This is a genomic window from Goodfellowiella coeruleoviolacea, from assembly GCF_024171785.1.
GTDB lineage: Bacteria > Actinomycetota > Actinomycetes > Mycobacteriales > Pseudonocardiaceae > Goodfellowiella > Goodfellowiella coeruleoviolacea.
Map to the genome: position 1 here is coordinate 192,444 of NZ_JAMTCK010000006.1, position 20,440 is coordinate 212,883.

The following is a 20,440-nucleotide window of genomic DNA, read 5'->3' on the forward strand; positions in this document are numbered from 1 at the left end:
CGACAGGCCACTGTGGATCATCCATTCGATCAACCTCATGCGGGCATGTTTCCCACTCAGGGAGATCATCAACCCGACCGGACGGGCCGTGTTCGGGCCGAGTTCGGCTCCGCGGCGCCCCGGGCCGGCGGGCTCCGGTTGCTCACCCGCGGGCCGGTGCGGTGATCACCGCGGACCCGGCTGCGCAGCCACCACGGCGAGCCAACGATCGGGTGACCTTGACGTGTCCCGTGTCGGGCATCCGGATGATTTTTCCGGCGAACCCACTCCCCATGTTCGCGTGCACGTGCAACAATCCGAGTTGCTGACACACCCCCGGTCAGCGCCTGTGGAGATCCCCTCCGGCCCCCGCGTTCCTCCCCCTGGCGCGGGGGCCTCTCCATGTGCGCGGCACGCGGTGACGCCGGGCGGCAGCTGATCAGCCGCCGTCGCCGGCTTGTGGCAAGCACCACAATGTGCACTGCCTCGCAACCCAACCGTTATCGTTGCCGGGTGCCTCTTGGATTAGGACGATCGAAAGCCGCCGCGAAGGTCGCCGCCAAGTCCGACCGGCAGGGCCGGGACGCGGGCAGCCGGCAGGGCCAGGCTCCCGACCGGGAACTGGATTCCTACCTTGCGGCGCTCGCCCCGGACAGCGACCTGGAGACCACGGGGTCCGGCAGCCGGTTCGGCAACGCGCAGGTCTACCAGCTGCGGTTGTCCCTGATCGCCAACGAGCAGCTGCGTGAGCTGGCCGCGGAGCGGCAGACCTCCCCCCAGGCGCTGGCCACCGAGTGGGTCATGCAGCGGTTGCAGCAGGAGAGCGAGCAGCACCAGAACCGCCGGCACGACGGCTACGGCGACTACTGACGCCCGCACGGCACTACAGCGGCCGCTGACACCGGCACCGCGCTGCAGCGACCTGCTGACGCCGGCACGAGGGCCAAGGCGGCCGGGGCGCCAGTTCGAGGGTGGCGGCGGCCGCTGAACGTCGGCTGCGGGCGCGCGGGCTCACCGGTGGGGCGTTGAGCGGTGGCGTTGCCGCGATGCCCGGTGCCGGGCTGGGGCTTGACCAACCACTGGAGCTGGTCGACCGGAGCGGCCGGAACAGGTAGCGCAGCCGGACGGCCGAAGCGGGCGGCAGAACCGAACACACGGGCCAGACAGAGCGGGGCCCCCGTCCGATCGGACGGGGGCCCCGCTGCTGTGCTTGAACTACCGAAGCCTCAGGTGGCTCAGATGGTCCGGACGTTCTGGGCCTGCGGGCCCTTGGTGCCCTGGCCGACCTCGAACTCGACCCGCTGGTTCTCCTCCAGCGAGCGGAAGCCCTGACCCTGAATCTCCGAGTAGTGGACGAAGACGTCAGCGCCGCCGTTGTCCTGGGCGATGAAGCCGAAGCCCTTCTCGGAGTTGAACCACTTGACAGTGCCCTGTGCCATGTACCTGCCTCCATACGCAGGATCAGCTTGGGGCTGCACCGTGCAGCCCCGGCCGCTCCCGGGCGGCTCCCCCGCCAACTTCAGCGAAAGACACAACGCCCGCTTCTTGTTCCGCGAGCGTGTAAAGCACGAACACAGAAATCCACGGCCTGCGTGCACAAGCGTAACGCCTTTGGGAGCTGGCGGCTAGCACATCCGCCTGTCCGCGTGAGTCGTTCGACACCTCGCCCTGATCGCGTGGCGCCTATCACCCTATGTGGCCCTCTGAACACACCGTCTGGGCCCTGAATACCACCCGAACGGCCGCTGGACAACCGGCATCGTCGTCACCGTACGCCTTCCATCCCCAGCAGTGCGCGAAAAAATTGTGATAGCAATCACTTAGGCTGTTGCCAACGAAGCGGGGCGCCCCGACGTCGATCACTACGTCGGGTGGCGCGAAGGGGGCAACAAGAGTGTTACGTGGTTCGGGGAAGGCACGCGGCTGGGTGGCTGGGGCGGTTCTGGGGATCCTCGCCCTCACGGCACCCGCGTTGACGGCGTGCACCAGTGCGGGCGCCGCGGATGTGCGGGGCTCCACTGTGACCCAGTCGACAACGTCGGAGCAGCCCAAGCCAGCGGCCAGGATCACCGCTGAGCCGGCGGGCGGTGCGACCGACGTGAGCCCGGCCGGACCCATCCGGGTCAGCGTGGCCGACGGCTCGATCTCCGAGGTGCGGTTGACCAACTCGGAGGGCAAGGAGGTGGCCGGCGAGCTGTCCGCGGACAAGCTCACCTGGACGGCCAAGGAGGCGCTCGGCTACGGCAAGACCTACACCTGGTCGGGCAAGGCGGTCGGCGCGGACGGCAAGGACGCCGAGATCGGTGGCTCGTTCTCCACGGTCAAGCCGGCCCGCCAGATCAGCGGCAGCCTGAACGTGGGTGACGACAAGACCTACGGCGTGGCCATGCCGATCGCGGTGACCTTCAGCTCACCGGTCAAGGACAAGGCCGCGGTGCAGAAGGCGCTGAGCGTGGAGACGTCGGTGCCGACCGAGGGCGCCTGGGCGTGGCTGGACGACAAGTCGGTGCACTGGCGGCCCAAGGAGTACTGGAAGCCGGGCACGTCGGTGACGGTCCGGGCCATGCTCTACGGGGTCCCGCACGGCGACGGCGCGTACGGCAAGCAGGACGTCACCGCCACGTTCACCATCGGCCGCTCGCAGATCGTGACCGCGAACGTGCAGACCCACCGGATGGTGGTGACCCGGGACGGCCAGCAGGTCTGGGACTTCCCGGCCAGCTACGGCCTGGACAGCGACCCCGGTCGGGTGACCAGGGGCGGCACCCACGTGGTGATGTCCAAGCACGACACGTATCCGATGACCAACCCCCGGTACAACTACGCCAACGTGGTGGTGCCGTGGGCGGTGCGCATCTCCAACAACGGCGAGTTCATCCACGGCTACCAGGGCTCCATCAACGACCAGGGCAGGCGCAACGTCTCGCACGGCTGCGCGAACCTGTCCCCGGCCAACGCCAAGCTCTACTTCGACTCGGTGTTGACCGGCGACCCGGTCGAGGTGGTGGGGTCGACCATCCCACTGTCCACGGTGGACGGTGACTACTACGACTGGGCGCTGGACTGGAACACCTGGCTGGGCAAGTCCGCCCTGCAGCAGTAGGCCGGACAGGAACGCCACAGGGCCGCCCGGGTCAACCGACCGGGCGGCCCTGTGCTGTTCGGGGGGTCGGGCGCTGGCTGGGAGTCAGGCGCCGACCGGGGGTTGGGCGTCGTGCGTGGCCCGGCGCGGTCAGTCCCGGGGCAGCCGCCGGGGCGAGGGGGTGGCCTGTGGGCCCAGTCGCGCGATGGCGCGTGGCACGTGTCCGGCCGGCCGGCGCCAGCGGATCGAGCCGGGCACCAGCAGCGCGGTGCGGCGCACGGCGCGCAGCATGGCGCGCGCCACCGGCCCGGGGTAGGGGCGGCGGCCGTAGTGCTGGATGGCCCAGTCGGGCAGCACCGAGTAGGCCAGGTGGCCGGCCAGCACCTGGTAGACGGGCACACCGAGGCGCAGCGGCCCGGTGAGCGGCGGCCGGTGCAGGAACTCGTAGACCACGTCGGCGTCGGCGCCGCGGCGCAGCTGGGGCCGGACGGCGGCGAAGTACTCGGCCATCTCGGCCCGGCTGCCGGGCACCTCGTCGGCGTGCAGCCCGACCAGGGTGGCGGAGGTGCGCTGTTCGTCCAGGTAGCGGTCGGCCTGGGCGGGGGTCAGCGGGTAGCCGGCCAGCCGCAGCACGGTGAGGAAGGTGCTCACCTCGGCGCAGTGCACCCACAGCAGCAGTTCGGGGTCGTCGATGCGGAACGTGGCGCCGGTGTCCGGGTCCCGGCCGCGCAGCGACCGGTGCACCGCGCGCACCTTGGCCGCGCCCGCCGCCACCTCGGGCCGGGTGGCGTAGGTGGCCAGGCTGACGAAGCTCGCGGTGCGGGCGAGCCGGCCGATCGGGTCCTGGCGGAAGTTGGAGTGCTGGATCACGCCCGCGGCGGCCAGTGGGTGCAGGGCCTGCAGGTAGAGGCTGCAGATGCCGGCGATCCACATGGCCGGGTCGGCGTGCAGCTGCCAGCTCACCGAGTCCGGGCCGAGCAGCCCGGTGTCGACCGCGCCGGCCCCGGTCGGGCCGGTGCGGGTGTCGGTGTCCTTGACGGTCATCCGGCTCCTCAACGTGCGCTGGACCACCCTGGGTCACGGCCGGCCAGCCCGAGCACGCGGTGCAGCAGTGGTGCCGTGGCGGCCACCGGCACCTCGGGCCCGAACGCGCCGAGGGCGCGGCCCTGCTCGGCCAGGCCGGCGACCGCCCGGTGGGCGGCCTGAGCCACATCGTCCTCGCAGCGGAAATCCCCGTCCACACCCACTGCCACGGCCAGGTCCCAGCCGTGCACCACCAGTTCGGCGAGCACCATGGAGCCGACCACGCCGGCGGGCAGTTCGAGGCCGCCCATGTTCGCCGTGCCGGTCCAGGCGCCCGGCGCGGACCAGGCCCGCACCAGGTCGGGCAGGGCGTGCTCGGTCAACCGCCGCCGCCAGTCCCCCTGGACGAGGTCCTGGTCGCGTTCGGCGGCGGCGTCGCGGTGGACCGGCTGGCCGGTGCCGGCGCCGGTCAGCGCGGGCGCCCAGAACAGCAGGTGGTTGAGCAGGCCGCGGACGTCGAGGGCGGTGCACGGGGTCGGCAGGTCCAGTTGGTCGTCGCCGATGGCCTGGATGACGGCCACGGCGTTCGCGCCGGCCGCGGCGAGCACCGGGCCGTGTCCGGTCGGGGAGTGCTCGGTCGGGGAGTGCTCGGGCGCGACGGCTGTACCGGCTCCGCCGGCTGGGCCGGTCTGCTGGGTCGTTTCGCTGGTTGTCGTCGGCTGGCTGGCGTCCACCGCGGTTCCTCCTCGTCCTCGCCTGGGTGGCCCGGTGCCGCTGGCGCTGGCCGGGCCGGTGGCAGGCTAGTCGGGCGGTGCGGCGCGGTATTGAACAAACGCGACAGGCTGGCGGTGGCCCCGGGTGGTGGCCCCGGGTGGTGGCCCCGGGCGGTGGCGCCGGGGAGCAGCCCCGGGAGCGGACCCCGGGAACTGTCAGGAACGGTGGCTACCCTGCGGCGGGTGATCGGCTCGACCCGCGGCATCCTGCACCCGCGCCTGGCGGGGGCGAAGTTCCAGCTGTCACGCCACCTGCCCGCGCCCGCGCTGGCCGCCTTCGTGGCGCACTACTGGATGGTGCGCTGGGACCTGCGCGGTGGCGAGCCGCACCAGCAGCGGCTGCTCACCCATCCCGTGGTGCAGGTGGTGTTCGGTGACGGCCCGCCCCGGGTGGTGGGCGTGGTCCGGGGCGGGTTCAGCCGGCGGTTGACCGACCGCGGCCTGGCGGTGGGGGTGCGGTTCCGGCCGGGCGGGTTCCGGCCGTTCCTGCGGGCCCCGGTCAGCACGATCACCGACCGGACGCTGGACCTGGCCGAGGTTTTCCCGGTGGACGGGGCGATCCTGCAGGCGGCCGTGCTGTCGGCGGGCGCGGACGCGGCCGTGGCCCGGGTGCTGGACGAGTTCCTGCTGCTGTCGCCGCCCGAGCCGGATCCGGTGGTGGACCTGGTGGCCGAGGTGGTCGACCTGGCCGCCCGCGACCAGGGGATCGTCCGGGTGGACGCGCTGGCCGGGCGGTTCGACGTCAGCGTGCGGCGGCTGCAGCGGTTGTTCGCCGAGTACGTGGGGGTGAGCCCGAAGTGGGTGATCCGGCGGTGTCGGCTGCACGAGGCCGCGGAGCGGGCCGCCCGCGGTGATGACGTGGATTGGTCGGGGCTCGCCGCCGAGCTGGGCTACGCCGACCAGGCACATCTGGTGCGGGACTTCACCGAGGCGGTGGGTGTGCCGCCCGGGAGGTATGCCAGGGACGCGTCGGCCTGACGGTTAACCCACCGGTAACAATGACTTTGTGTAACACGCTCGTGTCGGGCCTCACCCACGCATTCATCACACGACGTATCCACTGGTGACAGGGCGTGGAGTGATCAACTGGGAGATCACCACCCGGCCGACCGGTCCCGCTACTCCGAACGCGTTACCTCCCGATCGGGTGAATCGCAGGATTTTTTGGCCACACAGGGTTTGAACTCGCCGGTATGTAAACGATTTCAGGCGCGCCGTCCCAACCCGGATTCATAGGAATGGCGGATTGGCACTGCCCCACTCGCTATGGGGGAATAGCTCTCGGTCATAACGTCGCAGACCGACTCGACCCCGATCTCGACAACGGTCAGCGGCAGAACCTGGGGAGGGGTTCGGCAAATGGATTCCCGCTACGAGGCGTACTGCTTCGCGGACCGGCTCTTCTACGAGGTGCCCCGTCACCTCGACAATGACGAGGGGTCGTTGTCCAGCGCGGTGCCGTCGATGCCGGAATCCTCCTGGACCGAGCACGACCTGGGCGGCTGGCGCGTTTACCTGCCGCCCGCCGGTGATCTCTCCGGGCGGCGACAGGGCTGGAAGATCCACGTGTCCGGCACGCCGGACAATGCCCGCCGGCTGATCGCGAAGGTCGGCGAATACTGTCTGGCCCGGCACATCCCATTCAAGGTCCTGCGCACCGAGAAGATCCTGCTCGCCCGGAACTCGAAATACGCGTCCCGCGCCGCCAGCGGCAAACTGATCACCATTTACCCGGCCAGCGACAGCGATTTGGAACGCATTCTGTCCGATCTGGATGAAACCCTGTCCGGCGAGCCGGGCCCCTACATCCTCAGCGACCTCCGATATGGCGCCGGGCCGCTTTACGTGCGTTATGGCGGCTTTGTCGAGCGGTGGACCGCGAACGAGCACGGCGAGCAGGTGACCGCCATCGAACGGCCGGACGGCGTGCTCGTCCCGGACGAACGCCGCCCCGGCTTCCACGTGCCCGACTGGGTCACGCTGCCCGAGTTCCTGTCACCACACGTAGCCGCCCGCCGCAGCGGCAGCGCGGCGGACATGCCCTACCAGGTGACCAGCGCCATCCACTTCTCCAACGGCGGCGGCGTCTACCTCGCCACCCGGCGCTCGGACGGGCAGCCCGCGGTGCTCAAGGAGGCCCGCCCGTACGCCGGGCTGGACGCGGACGGCACCGACGCGGTGACCAGGCTGGACTGGGAGCACCAGGCCCTGCTCCGGCTGGACGGGGTGCCCGGGGTGCCCCGGGTCCTCGACCGGTTCACCGTGTGGGAGCACCACTTCCTGGCCCTCAGCAAGCTGCCCGGCATCCCGCTGGGCAACTGGCTGGCCCACAACTACCCGCTCACCCAGCCGGCCGCGACCGACGCGGAGCTGGCCGCCTACACCGAGCGGGCGCTGCGCGTGGCCGAGGGCATCGGCCGGGTGGTCAGCGCGGTGCACGAGCGCGGTCTGGTCTTCGGCGACCTGCACAACCGCAACGTGCTGGTCGACGAGCACGACCGGGTGGGGCTGGTGGACTTCGAGCTGGCCTTCCCGGTGGAGACGGGCCGGCGGCCCGCGCTGGGCGCGCCCGGGTTCGCCGCGCCTCCCGACCGGCACGGCTTCGCCATCGACCACTACGCGCTGGCCGCGCTGCGGCTGTGGCTGTTCCTGCCGATGAACCCGCTGCTGCCGCTGGCCCCGGACAAGCTGCCCACCTACCTGCGGTTCGTGCGGGAGCGCTGCGCGCTGCCGGACGACTACCTCGCCCAGGTCGAACAGGTCCTGCGGCCGACACCGACCGGGTCGCCGGGGCCTGGGTCGTCGGGGGCCGGGTCGCCGGGTGCTGGGGCAACCGGGGTGGGGGCGGCCGGGGTGGGGGGCGGCGCCGGGTGGCCGGTGGCGCAGACCGCGGCGGTGCCGAACCGGACCGAGGTGGACTGGTCCGGGGCGCGCAAGTCCATGGTCGAGGCGATCCTGGCCAGCGCCACCCCGGAGCGCGGCGACCGGCTGTTCCCCGGTGACATCGAGCAGTTCTCCTCGGGCGGCACCACCCTGGGCTACGGCGCGGCCGGGGTGCTGCACGCGCTGGCCGTGACCGGTGCCGGGCGCTACCCGGAGCACGAGAACTGGCTGGTCCAGGCGGTGCGCACGACACCGCCCCGGCGGCCGGGCCTGTACGACGGCGCGTTCGGCGTGGCCGCGGTGCTCGCCGACCTCGGCCACCACGAGCCGGCCGGCGCCCTGGTCGACGAGTTCACCCCGCTGGTGGCGGACGTGCGCGACCACGGCCTGCACGGCGGACTCGCCGGCATCGGCCTGGCCCTGACCCGGCTGGCCGACGTCTGGCAGCGGCCGGAGCACCTGGACCAGGCACTGGCCGTCGGCGACCGGCTGGGTGGCGCGCTGGCCGGTGCGGCCGGCCCGGGCGCGTCGGCCAGGGCCGGGCTGATGCACGGCTGGTCCGGTCCGGCGCTGCTGTTCGTCCACCTGTTCCGGCGCACCGGCGACCGCGCCTGGCTGGACCTGGCCGACCGGGCGCTGCTGCGGGAACTCCAGGAGTGCGAGCGCCGCGACGACGGCCGGCTCCAGGTGCGCGACGGGACCGTGCGCAGCCTGCCCTACCTGGAGGTGGGCAGCGCGGGCATCGCCGTGGTGGCCGAGGAGCTGGCCGAGCACGCCCCGGACGCGGCCAGCGCGGCCGAGCTGCCGGCGCTGCGCCGCGCCCTGCTGGCCGAGTACGTCGCCCAGTCCGGGCTGTGGCTGGGCCGGGCCGGGCTGATCAGCGCGCTCGCGCTGAGCCTGCGCCGCCACCCCGACCCCGAGGGTGAGCGTGGCCTGGCCACGCACCTGGCCCGACTGGGCCTGCACGCGGTCGACTTCCGGGGCGAGCTGGCCTTCCCCGGCAACCAACTGCTGCGGCTGTCCATGGACCTGGCCACCGGAACCGCCGGGGTGCTGCTGGCCGTCTCGGCCGCGGTGGACGACCGCGTTCCCCCACTGCCGTTCCTCGGCGAACGGCACGTCCCCGCCGACGCCCCCGTGGCGTCGGCCCCCTGAACCGACCGGCTGGGCGACCGACCGGGCGGAACCACCGAAAAACACCGATCAAGGAGGAACCATGGAGTTCGTGCTGGAGCTGCAGGAGCTGGACGCCCCCGAGCTGGACCTGCGGGGTGGCGGCGGCGGTGGCAGCCAGGCCAGCCTCCTGCTGTGCGGCGACAGCAGCGTGAGCCTGGTCACCTGCCAGGACTGAGCCGTCCCGGCTGGTCCGGCGCGTCGCGCGTGGCGCGCCTGAACAGCTGAACAACGGGGTGCGGGAGCGGCACAGGCGAGGTGTGCCGCTCCCGCACCAGTTCGCATCATCCGCCTGAGGCCGGCCGGAGCAACAGACGTGATCACTGGTTGGGACCGATCGTCCAGCGGGCACCCGGGTGACCGGCTGTTGTGGGGCGCCGCCCGGCACGCCCCGGGGTGGCCGGTGCTGGTGGCCGTGGCCGGTGGCACCGCCACCGCGGCCGGGCTGCTGCTGCCCGACGCGATGGCCAGCGGCGTGGACGCCGCGCTGGCCGGGGTCACCGCGACCGGCGAACTGGGGTGGCTGGCGGTGGTCGCGCTGGCCGTGGTCCTCGGTGACGTGCTCGGCGTGCTGGCCAGGGCCCGCGCCACCAGCACCGCGACCGCGTGGCTGCGGACCAGCCTGATCCAGCACCTGTTGCGGCTCGGCCCGTTCGGCCGGTTCCCCGAGGGGGACGCGGTCAGCCGGCTCACCGGTGACTGCGCGCAGGCCGGCGGGATCGCCACCGTGGCCGTGCAGCTGGTGACCTCCGCGCTCACCTCGGTGGGCGCGATCGTCGCGCTGGCGCTGCTGGACTGGCGGCTGGCCGTGGTGTTCGCCGCGAGCGTGCCGGTCGCGGCGCGGCTGGCCCGTGGCCACCTGCGGCGCACCGCCGACCAGGTGGCCGGCTACCAGCGGTTGTCCGGTGAGCTGGCCGCCCGGCTGGTGGAGGCGGTGCGCGGGCTGCGCACGATCACCGCGGCCGGCGTGGCCGAGCAGGAGGCGCGGCGGGTGCTGCGGCCGCTGCCCGACCTGCACGCGGCCGGCGCGGGCATGTGGCACGCGCAGGCCGGGATGATCTGGCGGGCCGCGCTGCTGCTGCCCACCGTGGAACTGGCCGTGCTCACCGCGGCCGGTTTCGGCCTGCTGGCCGGCCGGCTCACCGCCGGCGAGGTGTTGGCCGCGCTCGGCTACGTGGCGCTGGGCATGAGCCTGGTGCGCGCCACTCCCCTGCTGACCAGCCTGGCCAGGGCGCGGGTCAGCGCGGACCGGCTGGCCGAGGTGCTGGACAGCGCGCCGCCGGCCACCGGCGCGGCGCGGCTGCCGGCCGGGCCCGGCCGGCTTGAGCTGCGCGGGGTTGGGGTGGCCGACGTGCTGCACGAGGTGGACCTGGTGGTGCCGGCGGGCGCGCACGTGGCCGTGGTGGGGGTGTCCGGGTCGGGCAAGTCCACGCTGGCCGCGGTGGCCGGGGGGCTGCGCACGCCGGACCGGGGCGGCGTGCTGCTCGACGGGGTGGCGCTGGCCGAACTGGACCCGGCGGAGCTGCGCGCGGCCGTGGGCTACGCCTTCGACCAGCCGGCGCTGCTGGGTGCGACCGTGGCCGACGCGGTCGGCTACGGCCTGCCGGTGGACCTGGACGGGGTGCGGGCGGCCGGGGCGGCCGCGCAGGTGGCGCCGGCCGTGGCGCTGCTGCCGGAGGGCTGGCACACCCCGCTGGAGCGGGCGCCGCTGTCCGGTGGTGAGGCGCAGCGGCTGGGCCTGGCCAGGGCGATCTACCGGCGGCCCCGCGTGCTGGTCATGGACGACGCCACGGCCAGCCTGGACACGGTCACCGAGGCCAGGGTGCGCTCGGCGATCAGCTCGGTGCTGGCCGGCCGCACCCGGCTGGTCATCACCCACCGGGTCAGCTCGGCGGCCGAGGCGGACCTGGTGGTGTGGTTGGCGGACGGGCGCATCCGCGCTGTCGGTCCACATCGGACGCTGTGGGACGACCCGGGGTACCGGGCGGTGTTCACCGAGGCCCCCGGATGAGGGAGCCCAGCGCGGATCGGCTGACGCGGTCGGGCGAGAGCCAGACGAGACCCAGCGGAGCGAGCGCGGAGCCGGGTGTTCCCGCGCTGACCGGGCGCTGGTACCTGCGCACGCTGGGCGCGCAGTGGCGGAGCGTGCTCGCGTTGCTGGGCTGGTCGGTGTTGGAGAGCGTGCCGGCGCTGGTCTCGGGCCGGCTGGTGGCGTTGGCCGTGGACCGGGGGTTCGCCGCTGGTGCGGTGTGGACGGGGCTGGGCTGGCTGGCCCTGTTCGGCGCGCTGTCCGTGCTGGGCGCGCTCGGGTCGCGACTGGTCTTCCACAGCCTGGGCGGTGTGCTGGAGCCGCTGCGGGACGCGCTGGTCACCGCGGTGGTGCGGGCGTCGCTGCACGGTGGTGACGCCCGGTGGCGGCCGGCGGACACCAGGGTGGTCGCCCTGGTCACCCGGCACGTGGAGGTGGTCAGGGATGTGACCGCCGGGCTGTTGGTGCAGTCCCGGTCGCTGCTGGTGGTGACCGTGGCCGCGCTGGTCGGCATGGTGGGTGTGGCGGCCGGGCTGGCCGGGCTGGTGCTGGTGCCGGTGGTGGTGACGGCCGTGCTCTACGCGGTGCTGCTGCGCGCGCTGGTGCGCCGGCAGCGGGCCCTGGTGCTGGCCGAGGAGACCACGGCGGGCGCGGCCGGTGCGGTGCTGGCCGGTCTGCGGGACGTGGTGGCCTGCGGCGCCGAGCCGGTCGCCGAGGCCGTGGTGCGCCAGGAGATCAGCGGGCAGGCCGCGGCTGCCGCGCGGCTGGGTGACGCCAACGCGGTGCGCACGCTGGTGGTGGCGCTCGGTGGGTTGGCGCCGCTGCTGCTGGTGCTGGCGGTCGCCCCGGGGATGGTCGCTGACGGGCGGCTGTCGGTGGGGGCCGTGCTGGGTGTGGTCGTCTACCTCACCGGCAGTGTGCAGCCGGCGCTGCGCGGGCTGGCCGAGACCACGGGCGCGGCCGTGCTGCGGCTGGCGGTGACCCTGCGCCGGCTGGCGGAGGTGCCCGCGGCGGGCGGTGCGGACGAGCGGCGTTGCGGGCGCGGTGGCGAGCCGGGGCGGCGGCGCGGTCCGGTCGGGGGCGGTCGTCCTGCCGGACCGTCCGGGGGTGATCTGGTGGTGCGCGGGCTGACCTTCGGGTGGGGTGCGCGGGCTGAGCCGGTGGTGCGGGATCTGGACCTGACCGTGCCGTGGGGTGAGCACTTGGCCGTGGTGGGGCCGAGCGGCATCGGCAAGTCCACGCTGGCCAGCCTGGTCACCGGGCTGCTGCCGGCCGAGCGGGGCGAGGTGCTGCTGGGTGGGGTCGCGGTGACCTCGATCGACCCGGCGGTGCGGCACCGGGCGGTGATGCTGATCCCGCAGGAGGCGTACGTGTTCACCGGCACCGTGCGGGAGAACCTGGCGCTGTTCGCCGGCCCAGGACTGTCCGATGTGGAGGATGCGGGTCACCCGGCGGGATTTTCGTTGCTGGACAACGATGTCCTGCTGTCAGGTGGGCCCGCCGAGGGGCTGTCCTCGTTCGACGGGTTGTTGCTGGCCGCGGCGCGCGCGGTGGGCGCGGCCGGGTTGGTGGCCCGGCTCGGCGGGTTGGACGGGATGGTGGTTCCTGGCGAGCTGTCCTCGGGCGAGGCCCAGCTGATCGCGCTGGCCAGGGTGTACGCGTCCCCGGCCGGGGTGGTCGTGCTGGACGAGGCGACCTCGCGGCTGGACCCGGCGGCCGAGGCCGTGGCCGAGCGGGCGTTCGCGCGGCGCGGCGGGACGCTGGTGGTGATCGCGCACCGGCTCAGCTCGGCGGTGCGCGCGGACCGCGTGCTGGTCATGGACGGCGGCCCACCCGTGGTCGGCCGGCACGAGGAGTTGCTGGCGACCTCGCCCACCTACGCGGAGTTGATGCGCGCCTGGGCACCGGGCGAGGACTTATACCGCAGCAGCAGGTAGCCGCGGACACGTTCACCCGTTCGGGATGCTGTTTATTCGCCGGTTGCTAGGCGACCAGTTCCCGCACAATTCATGTCACTGGCAGCCGCCGCCGCAGTACGCTGTGCACCATGGCTGTTGAAGTACGGATGGCTGGACTCCGCGCGAGTTACGTCGCACATCGCGACGCCGCCGACCGCCTGGCCGGAGATAATTCCGGATACTTGCTGCTTTTTTACGCGGTCGAATGCGGACTGAAATCCGCTTGGCTCAAGCGACAGGGACTACGCGGCACCAGCGACCTTCCTGCTCACCTACGCAGCCACAATCTGCGTGAACTGGCCAAGGCTCTCAGACTCGGCGCCGAGGACATGGTGCTGTTCCGGGACTGCACCCTGCACGCAAGCCGACCAGAGAAAGTGCGACACGACGAGTTGCACCAGGTTTGGCGCTACGGCGCACGCCTCGAAAGCAATGATCAGAAAAAAGCAGTAGCAGGTTTGACGAGGCTCGTGGAATGGTGTCGATCGGAGTTGGGAGCATGAGTCAGGACACGTTCATCCAACCACCAAGACTCTACACGTGGGTCGATATCGACGAATATTTCCGCGACCTCTCAGCTTCCCGTGGGTGGCCGGAGTGGCTTCTTGAGGTCAGCGCGTACTGGGACTCGGTCGAGTTCACGCTCGCGCGCTCCGTGGACGACGAAGAGGTGTGGCGCTGGATGCGCCTGCAACTCGGACCGCTCACAGTCGATCCTCACCGGGAACTCATCCTGCTTGAATCCGTTGATGCGGATCGCGGCCTCCCCGTGGTGCTCAAGTTGGCCGACGCCGTCGATGCCAACGCGACGCCGCAGCGGCGGCCTGAGTGGAATGAGCGCCACATCATCCGTGCTCTTGGCGAACCACTCCCTGCTCCACAGCAGGAGACATTCCCGCATGACGTGGCCATCGCCGCATTTCACTCGTTCAAGGGTGGCAGCGGGCGAACCGTCCACTGCGTCGCGTTGGCCCGGGAGATCGCTGCTCAGCCTGGGCGTCGAGTGCTCCTCGTGGACGCGGACCTGGAGGCTCCCGGCATCACCTGGATGGTCCACGAGCAGGGCATTCGGATCGAGTTCTCCTTCGAGGACTTCATCGCGTTGCTGCACGGCTCGTCTGACGGGAACATCACCGAAGCGATCGCGCTGGCCCGCAAGTTCCTGGTCAACCAGGAACTGGACGGCGTCTTCGTGTTGCCCGCACGCCGGAATCCCCGCAGGTTGAACCCTCCCCGAATCCAACCGCTGGATCTACTGACGCAGAGCCGTTCACCGTATTTCCTCACCGAATCCCTCGCCGAACTCGGCCACTCACTCGGCGTGGGCAGCGTCCTGATCGATCTGCGCGCGGGCGCCAGCGAACTGAGCGCCCCCATGATGCTCGATCCCAGAGCCCATCGGGTCTTCGCGACAACCATTAACCACCAGTCCGTGCAGGGCACCGTGCAACTGCTCCGTGAACTAGCGCGGCGGGCTCCGGGGCGGCGCGAGCACGACCCAGTGCCCACGGTCCTCATCACCCAGTTCCACACCCGCAACCACGGGGAGCAGGTGGCAAAGGCAGCCAGCGAACTCGGCAAAGCGGTCGCCGAGGCGGCTCGCCTCAGCGATTCGACTGGGCAGGGGATTGAGGAGGACGTCACCAGCGAACTACTCGCCAGCGATCCACTCACCAGCCCGTTCAACCTGAGCCTGCTCGCGCTCCCTGCGTCGTGGAACGAAGTCGGCGAAGAGATCGAGAACGCCGATCTGCGGAACGTAGTTCGCGATCTAGCTGACCAACTGCGTCCTGTTCCGAAGGGCACTCAGGAAGACCACCAGGATGACGGCGAAGAAGAACTCGACCTCGACGAGCTTCGGCGCATGTTGGCGCACGGCGCGAATCAACTGAAGTACGCCGAGACAGCCAGTGAAGAAAGCGACTTCCTGCGCACGGACTCCTTGGTGAACCTGGTGTCCGCCCACCGAACGGACGCCCCGATCGAGGTCGTGGTCGGTGCCAAGGGATCCGGTAAGACCTTCACGTACCTGACCATGTGCCGACGAGAGTCGTGGAGCCAGTTCGCCGATGCCCTGGGGGTGGCCGGCGTGGAACTGTCCGCCCCGTTGGTCCCGGTCTTCTGGTCGCGCAACCTGCGCGACTCCGCAGAGTCGGTGCAGGCTGTACAGCGCAAGTCCGCACGGGAACTCAGCGGCGCCGAACCCAGGGACAGCCTGCAACTGATTCAGGAGAACCTCAAACGAGATCTCACTGAACCGGAGTGGCGACGCCTCTGGCTACGGTGCCTTGCCGGGGCAGCCGGACTGGACTCCACCGAGGAAAGCGTCGAGGACGACCTCGTCAAGTTCGCGAGCGAACACCAGGCGGTGTTCGTCGTGGACGGTTTGGAGGACCTGTTCCAGGACTTCAACTCCGACCGCCGGGAGCAGCAGGCGCTACGTGCCCTGCTGACCGGCTGTCCAGAGTGGCTGCGGGCACTGCGCAACCGCCCGCTCGGGCTTGTCATCTTTGTCCGACGTGACCTGGTGCAGAACTCTGTCCGGCAGAACAGCGGTCAGTTCTTCGCGAAGTACCAGAACTACGAGCTGCGCTGGAATCGGACCGAGGCACTGCGGCTCGTCGCCTGGGTTGGCAACCAAACTCGCGCCCTACCACTACCGGACGGTATGGACGTCCAGTCCGCGTCGGAAGCCGCTCTCACCAAGCATCTTCTCAAGCTGTGGGGAGAACGCCTTGGATCTGTCCGGTCCAAGGAGGCACGTTCTCAGGAGTGGTTTCTCGCCGCTCTTTCTGACTTCAACCAACAGATTCAGGCGCGTGACATCGTCTGGTTCCTCGCCGAGGCTGCCTCGCTTTCGGCAAGCGAAGGAGGGGCGGCCTCGCGAAGCTACGCTGATCGTCTGCTGATCCCCCTGGCCATGCGCCGAGCACTGCCTGCCTGCAGTTCAGCGAAGATCAGCGAGATCGAGAAGGAGAACCCTCAGGTAGGCGCACTCTTCCACCGACTGCAGAGAGTGAACGAAGATGCCAAGAAAGTGCCATTCGACCCGGAAGTCGTGCGCCTGTCCCTCGAAGACATCGCACTGTTGATCACGAATGGCGTTGTCTTCCAGGACGAGAAGGGATGCTGGATGCCGGAGATCTACCGGCAGGGGCTGGGATTCCGGGCGGGGGGACGCCCGCGCGTGCTGGGTGTCGCAAAGCTCGTACGCCGTCGCAACGATTTCGAGTAGCCGCCGTTCACCCCGCAACCCACAGTGCTGGCCGCCTGTCCGTTTTGGTCAGGCGGCCAGCACTGTCAGTTCGGGTCACGCCGCCGGCTTGCGGAGCACCTCCACCAGGCTGGTGAAGCTGTCGTCGGCGTGGCCGGCCGCCACGCCCTGCCTGAACAGCGCGGCCACCGCCGCGGGCAGGCTGGGGTCGATGCCGGCGGCTTCGCTGGTGTGCACGACGTGCTCGATGCTGGCCACGCCCATGGCGAGCTTGTCCACGTCACCGGGGTGTTCGCCGGCGGCGATGCGCTTGCTGTAGAAGTCGATGAAGTAGGGCATGCCGGTCATGACGTTCGTGGTGTAGGGCGCCAGGTCCGTCGCGGAGATGCCGTGGGCTGCGGCCACGGTCACGGTGTGCAGGAAGGCGGTCATGGTGGTCCAGAACAGGTCCATCGTCAGCTGGTAGTACAGCGCCGCCAGGCCGGGGTCCTCGCCCCGGTAGTCGGTGCCGGTCAGCACCCGCAGGGTGTCCTGGTGGGCCTCGAACACCGCCCGCGGTCCGCTGTAGAAGGTGGACGACTCGGGCGTGCCGATCAGGGGCGGCGGCACCTGCACGCCGCCGGTCAGGTACTGGGCGCCGTGTTCGGCCGCCCAGGCGGCACCGGCCCTGGCCCGTTCGGGCGTGTCCGAGCTGAGGTTGACCAGGACCCGGCCGGCCAGGGCGTCGGCCGCCGGTTCGAGGATGGCGTACATGGCGTCGTAGTCGGTCAGGCTCAGCACCACCAGTTCGTTGGCGGCCAGTGCCTCGGCGACCGTGGCCGCCCGGGTGGCGCCCCTGGCGACCAGGGCGTCGGCCTTGCTGGCGGTGCGGTTCCACACGGTCACCGGGTGGCCCTGGTCCAGGAACGCGGCCACCATGGCCTGCCCCATCGGGCCGAGGCCGATCACGGTCACTGCTCGCTTGCTCACGAATTCCCCTCGGTGTCACGGGTCCTCGGCCGGCACCGCACGACCGCCAGTCCACTGCGGATAGATAGGGACACGGGCGCCGGGCCGACCTCTCTAAAACGAACGCTCTATCTAGCCACACGCTAACACAGCCACTAGAACGAACGCTCTATCCGGTAGGCTCGGGGCGGTGAGCACCAGGTCAGGGCACGTTCCAGCGGGAGCAGCGGAGGCAGCGGGACCAGCCGAAGCAGCAGGACGATCGGCTTCGGCGGCGGCACCGGAGGCCGTGGGCACCAGGGACCGGATCGTCCAGGTGGCCAGCCGGCTGCTCCAGCGCCAGGGCTACGAGGGCACCCCGATCAAGCAGATCGCCACACAGGCCAAGGCCACCCTCGGCTCGGTCTACCACTTCTTCCCCGGCGGCAAGCAGGAAGTGGCCGCCGCGGCCATCCGGCACGGCGACCAGGAGTTCGCCGAGTTGCTGCACACCGGGCTGAACAGCACCGACGACCTCGCCGACGCGCTCGTCGCGGTCACCCGGCTGCTCGCCGAGGCCCTGCGCGAGTCCGACTGGATCGACGGCTGCCCGGTCACCACCACCGCGCTGGAGACCGTCGGGCAGCAGTCCGACATCCAGCAGGCCTGCGCCGAGGCCCTGCGGCACTGGCAGGACCTGGTGGCCGACCGGTTCCGCCGAGGCGGCATCACCGAGCCGGACGCCACAGAACTGGCCGGCACCGTGGTGAACACGTTGGAGGGCGCGGAAATGGCCGCCCAGGTGACCAGGAGCGAAACCCCGCTGCTGGTCGCGGGCAAGCACCTGGCCCGACTGGTCAGCTCCTACCCGGGGGCGCGCCACCGCCACGGTTGAGCCGGACGCCACCCCGCTGGCCGGCCGCACCGCCGCCCACCGGCACACCTACCTCGGTGGCCTGGCCTTACCCGGAAGTGCGTTCTTCCGGTGCGCACCGGGGCGCACTAGCGTCGGCCGGCGTCGGCCGGGTCACGCCGTTCCCACCGGCCGGCGAGCGGCACGGCAACGCAGTCGACCGGGAGGAATCCGAACCATGACCCAGACACGTCAGGTCGCGTTGGTCACCGGGGCCAGCCGGGGCATTGGCGCGGCCACGGCGCGCGAGTTGGGCCGCCGCGGCTACCACGTGCTGGTGAACTACCGCAGCAGCGCGGCCGCGGCCGAGGCGGTGGTGGCCGACATCGAGGCGGCCGGCGGCAGCGCGCGCGCCGTGCGCGCGGACGTGTGCGTCGAGCAGGAGGTGGCCGGTCTGGTGGACACGGCCCTCGCCGCGCACGGCCGGCTGGATGTGCTGGTGTGCAACGCCAACGTGGCCGATCCGCCGTTCGCGCCGATGGCCGCGCTGCCCTGGGCGGACTTCATCGCCAAGGTCGGCAACGAACTGGCCGGCGTGTACTTCGTAACCCAGCGGGCCTTGGCGGCCATGCGGGAGCGGCGGGCCGGCCGGATCGTCTACATCTCCAGCACCGCGGCCGACAACGTGGGCGGCAGCATCGCGCACTCCACGGCCAAGGCCGCGCTCAACACGTTCGCCCACCACCTCGCGGCCGAGGCGGGCCGGCACGGGATCACGGTGAACTGCGTGGCCCCGGACGCCACCGACACGGACGCCGCCGCCGGTTTCCTCAGCCCGGCCATGCGCGCGCACCTGGACAGCCACTCGGTGCTGGGCCGCATGCTCACCCCGGAGGACATCGCCCGGGTGGTCGGCTCGGTGGTGGACCCCGGCTTCGCCGGGGTGACCGGTGCGGTGGTCCGGGTGGACGGCGGGCGGTCGGTGCTGGAGTCGGCCAGGCCTCGGCTGTCCCAGGACCAGCCGGCGCCGGAACTGCCACCGGCCCCCGGTGAGAATTAGTTACACAAACCATCGACTTCAGCGGTTGTCCGTAACATCTTCGGGCGTGAACGCGCCCAGGGACATGGCGGTCCGCGATCAGATCCTGCGCGTGGCAGCGCGGCTGCTGGCGGAGTCGGGCGGCGAGTCGCTGTCCATCCGCGCGGTCTGCTCCGCCGCCGGCGTCGGTGTCCCCACCCTGCACCACTACTTCCGGGACCGGCAGGGCCTGCTGGACGCGGTGGTCGCGCACGGCTTCGAGCAGTACCTGACCACCAAGCAGGCGGTGGTCACGACCGAGGACGCCGTGGCTGACCTGCGCCGCTACTGGGACAACCACGTGGCCTTCGGCCTGGCCCACCCCACGCTCTACCGGCTGATGTACGGGTCGGCGTATCCCAGTCGCCGCCCGGCCGCCGCCGACGAGGTGTACCGGCTCCTGCTGCGCGCGCTGCACCGGGCCGCGCGGTCCCGGCGGCTGCGGGTGCCGCCGGACACCGCCGCCCAGCTGATCTCCGCGGCCGCGGTGGGGGTCACCCTGACCCTGATCCGCAAGACGGGCCAGAACGGCACCGGTGACCTGGCCGACCGGGCCTGGGCCGCGGTGCTCGCCGCGATCGGCACGGCCGCCGAGCCAGGGCCGGGTCAGCCGGCGGCCGGGGCGGCACCGGCCGCGCAGGCCGTGGCCCTGCTCGCGGCGCTGGACAGCCAGCCGAGTTCGGTGTTGAGCCCGACCGAGAACGCGCTGCTGCACGAGTGGCTGACCCGGCTGGCCAGCGCGGCCGTGACGCACTCCGGTTGACCGGGGCGGGCGCCGGTCGGCGCGTTCACGCCGGTCCGGCCGGTGCCCCGGTGCCGGTCGGGTCCGGTTCCGGTGCCTGCCCACCGTCGGACTGCCCGCCGTCGGACTGTCCACTGTGGCCGGTTGGGGTGGCTGGCCCGGCCGCCGGGGCCGAGCACACCTCGATCGGGACACCCGGTTCCCGGGTGATGACGGTCTCGGGCTGGGACAGGTCCTCGCCGCCGGGTGGCGCGGTGCGCACGACGCGCAGGTACAGGGCCACGCCGTCGGTGCCGCGCACCACGGTGTCGGTGCGCCCGTGGCCGCCGCCCGGCACCTCGTAGCCGGCCACCGCCTCGATGCCCGGGTGTCCGGACTCGGCCAGGACCTGGTGCAGCCACTGCCTGAACCGTTCGACGCGCACGGTCACAGCACCGCCGGCGGGATCTGGTAGCGGGGCACCTGGCCGACGCCCCGACCGGACACCTGGCCGACCATCAGGTAGGCGCAGGCGCCGCTGGCGAAGTCGACGCGCAGCCGGGTGTGGTTGTCCGGGTGCTCCTGGCTGGGGATCAGCCGCACCGCGGTGATCTCCGGGTGGTCGGCCGCGACGATCAGCCGGACCAGCAACTCGTCTAGCTCGCGCACGCGCACGGCGGCCATCGTGCCAGACACGAAGAGTGATATGCGAACACGGTCCGTGATTAACTTCCTGGTGTTGTTGCG

At 71.6% G+C, this 20,440-nt stretch carries 18 protein-coding genes; 12 read left to right on the top strand and 6 right to left on the bottom strand.

Going from position 1 to position 20,440, the window contains the following annotated elements; translation table 11 throughout:
* Positions 1–492: 492 nt before the first annotated feature.
* Positions 493–849 carry a hypothetical protein gene (locus tag LX83_RS14760; RefSeq protein WP_253771556.1) on the top strand — a complete coding sequence of 119 codons (357 nt, stop codon included), beginning with the start codon at positions 493–495 and terminating at the stop codon, positions 847–849.
* Between the two features lie 365 nt (positions 850–1,214).
* On the opposite strand, the gene LX83_RS14765 is transcribed toward LX83_RS14760, so the two are convergent.
* Positions 1,215–1,418, bottom strand: coding sequence for a cold-shock protein (locus LX83_RS14765; RefSeq protein ID WP_253771558.1), 204 nt, complete (start codon positions 1,416–1,418; stop codon positions 1,215–1,217).
* Between the two features lie 455 nt (positions 1,419–1,873).
* Here LX83_RS14765 and LX83_RS14770 point away from each other — a divergent pair, with 455 nt between their 5' ends.
* Positions 1,874–3,082, top strand: a complete 1,209-nt coding sequence (locus LX83_RS14770) for a L,D-transpeptidase (RefSeq protein ID WP_407649574.1) — start codon at positions 1,874–1,876, stop codon at positions 3,080–3,082.
* A 129-nt stretch (positions 3,083–3,211) separates the two neighbouring features.
* Here LX83_RS14770 and LX83_RS14775 read toward each other — a convergent pair whose 3' ends face one another.
* Both LX83_RS14775 and LX83_RS14780 read right to left on the bottom strand, forming a co-directional pair.
* Positions 3,212–4,105, bottom strand: a complete 894-nt coding sequence (locus tag LX83_RS14775) for an oxygenase MpaB family protein (RefSeq protein WP_253771562.1) — start codon at positions 4,103–4,105, stop codon at positions 3,212–3,214.
* A gap of 8 nt (positions 4,106–4,113) precedes the next feature.
* Complete coding sequence (locus tag LX83_RS14780; RefSeq protein WP_253771564.1) at positions 4,114–4,818, bottom strand: TIGR03086 family metal-binding protein; 705 nt, start codon at positions 4,816–4,818, stop codon at positions 4,114–4,116.
* Positions 4,819–5,040: 222 nt separating this feature from the next.
* Between LX83_RS14780 and LX83_RS14785 the strand changes: the two genes are divergently transcribed.
* The 7 genes from LX83_RS14785 to LX83_RS14815 all read left to right on the top strand — a co-directional run bounded on the left by LX83_RS14785 (position 5,041) and on the right by LX83_RS14815 (position 16,135).
* Positions 5,041–5,835 carry a DUF6597 domain-containing transcriptional factor gene (locus LX83_RS14785; RefSeq protein ID WP_253771566.1) on the top strand — a complete coding sequence of 265 codons (795 nt, stop codon included), beginning with the start codon at positions 5,041–5,043 and terminating at the stop codon, positions 5,833–5,835.
* Between the two features lie 381 nt (positions 5,836–6,216).
* Positions 6,217–8,895 carry a class III lanthionine synthetase LanKC gene (gene lanKC, locus LX83_RS14790; protein WP_253771568.1) on the top strand — a complete coding sequence of 893 codons (2,679 nt, stop codon included), beginning with the start codon at positions 6,217–6,219 and terminating at the stop codon, positions 8,893–8,895.
* Positions 8,896–8,956: 61 nt separating this feature from the next.
* Positions 8,957–9,091, top strand: coding sequence for a SapB/AmfS family lanthipeptide (locus LX83_RS14795; RefSeq protein ID WP_253771571.1), 135 nt, complete (start codon positions 8,957–8,959; stop codon positions 9,089–9,091).
* 138 nt (positions 9,092–9,229) lie between these two features.
* A complete protein-coding gene (locus tag LX83_RS14800) occupies positions 9,230–10,924 on the top strand; it encodes an ABC transporter ATP-binding protein (protein WP_253771573.1) in 1,695 nt (564 codons plus the stop codon).
* Positions 10,921–12,879: an ATP-binding cassette domain-containing protein gene (locus tag LX83_RS14805; protein ID WP_253771575.1), complete on the top strand. Its 1,959-nt coding sequence runs from the start codon at positions 10,921–10,923 to the stop codon at positions 12,877–12,879. The genes LX83_RS14800 and LX83_RS14805 overlap by 4 nt, the downstream gene beginning before the upstream one ends.
* Positions 12,880–12,989: 110 nt before the next feature.
* Complete coding sequence (locus tag LX83_RS14810; protein WP_253771577.1) at positions 12,990–13,403, top strand: hypothetical protein; 414 nt, start codon at positions 12,990–12,992, stop codon at positions 13,401–13,403.
* Positions 13,400–16,135, top strand: a complete 2,736-nt coding sequence (locus LX83_RS14815) for a MinD/ParA family ATP-binding protein (protein ID WP_253771578.1) — start codon at positions 13,400–13,402, stop codon at positions 16,133–16,135. Before LX83_RS14810 ends, LX83_RS14815 begins: the two co-directional genes overlap by 4 nt.
* Before the next feature lie 75 nt (positions 16,136–16,210).
* Here the strand turns inward: LX83_RS14815 and LX83_RS14820 are convergent, their stop codons facing one another.
* Positions 16,211–17,083, bottom strand: a complete 873-nt coding sequence (locus LX83_RS14820) for an NAD(P)-dependent oxidoreductase (RefSeq protein ID WP_253771580.1) — start codon at positions 17,081–17,083, stop codon at positions 16,211–16,213.
* Between the two features lie 268 nt (positions 17,084–17,351).
* Between LX83_RS14820 and LX83_RS14825 the strand changes: the two genes are divergently transcribed.
* The 3 genes from LX83_RS14825 (at position 17,352) to LX83_RS14835 (ending at position 19,735) form a co-directional block, all read left to right on the top strand.
* Complete coding sequence (locus tag LX83_RS14825) at positions 17,352–17,936, top strand: TetR/AcrR family transcriptional regulator (protein WP_253771582.1); 585 nt, start codon at positions 17,352–17,354, stop codon at positions 17,934–17,936.
* A 196-nt stretch (positions 17,937–18,132) separates the two neighbouring features.
* Positions 18,133–18,954 carry an SDR family oxidoreductase gene (locus tag LX83_RS14830; protein ID WP_253771584.1) on the top strand — a complete coding sequence of 274 codons (822 nt, stop codon included), beginning with the start codon at positions 18,133–18,135 and terminating at the stop codon, positions 18,952–18,954.
* Between the two features lie 46 nt (positions 18,955–19,000).
* Positions 19,001–19,735: a TetR/AcrR family transcriptional regulator gene (locus LX83_RS14835; RefSeq protein WP_253771586.1), complete on the top strand. Its 735-nt coding sequence runs from the start codon at positions 19,001–19,003 to the stop codon at positions 19,733–19,735.
* A gap of 25 nt (positions 19,736–19,760) precedes the next feature.
* Here LX83_RS14835 and LX83_RS14840 read toward each other — a convergent pair whose 3' ends face one another.
* Together LX83_RS14840 and LX83_RS14845 are read right to left on the bottom strand one after the other, a co-directional pair.
* A complete protein-coding gene (locus LX83_RS14840) occupies positions 19,761–20,138 on the bottom strand; it encodes a hypothetical protein (protein WP_253771588.1) in 378 nt (125 codons plus the stop codon).
* 2 nt (positions 20,139–20,140) lie between these two features.
* Positions 20,141–20,389 carry a hypothetical protein gene (locus LX83_RS14845; protein ID WP_253771591.1) on the bottom strand — a complete coding sequence of 83 codons (249 nt, stop codon included), beginning with the start codon at positions 20,387–20,389 and terminating at the stop codon, positions 20,141–20,143.
* Positions 20,390–20,440: the final 51 nt, after the last annotated feature.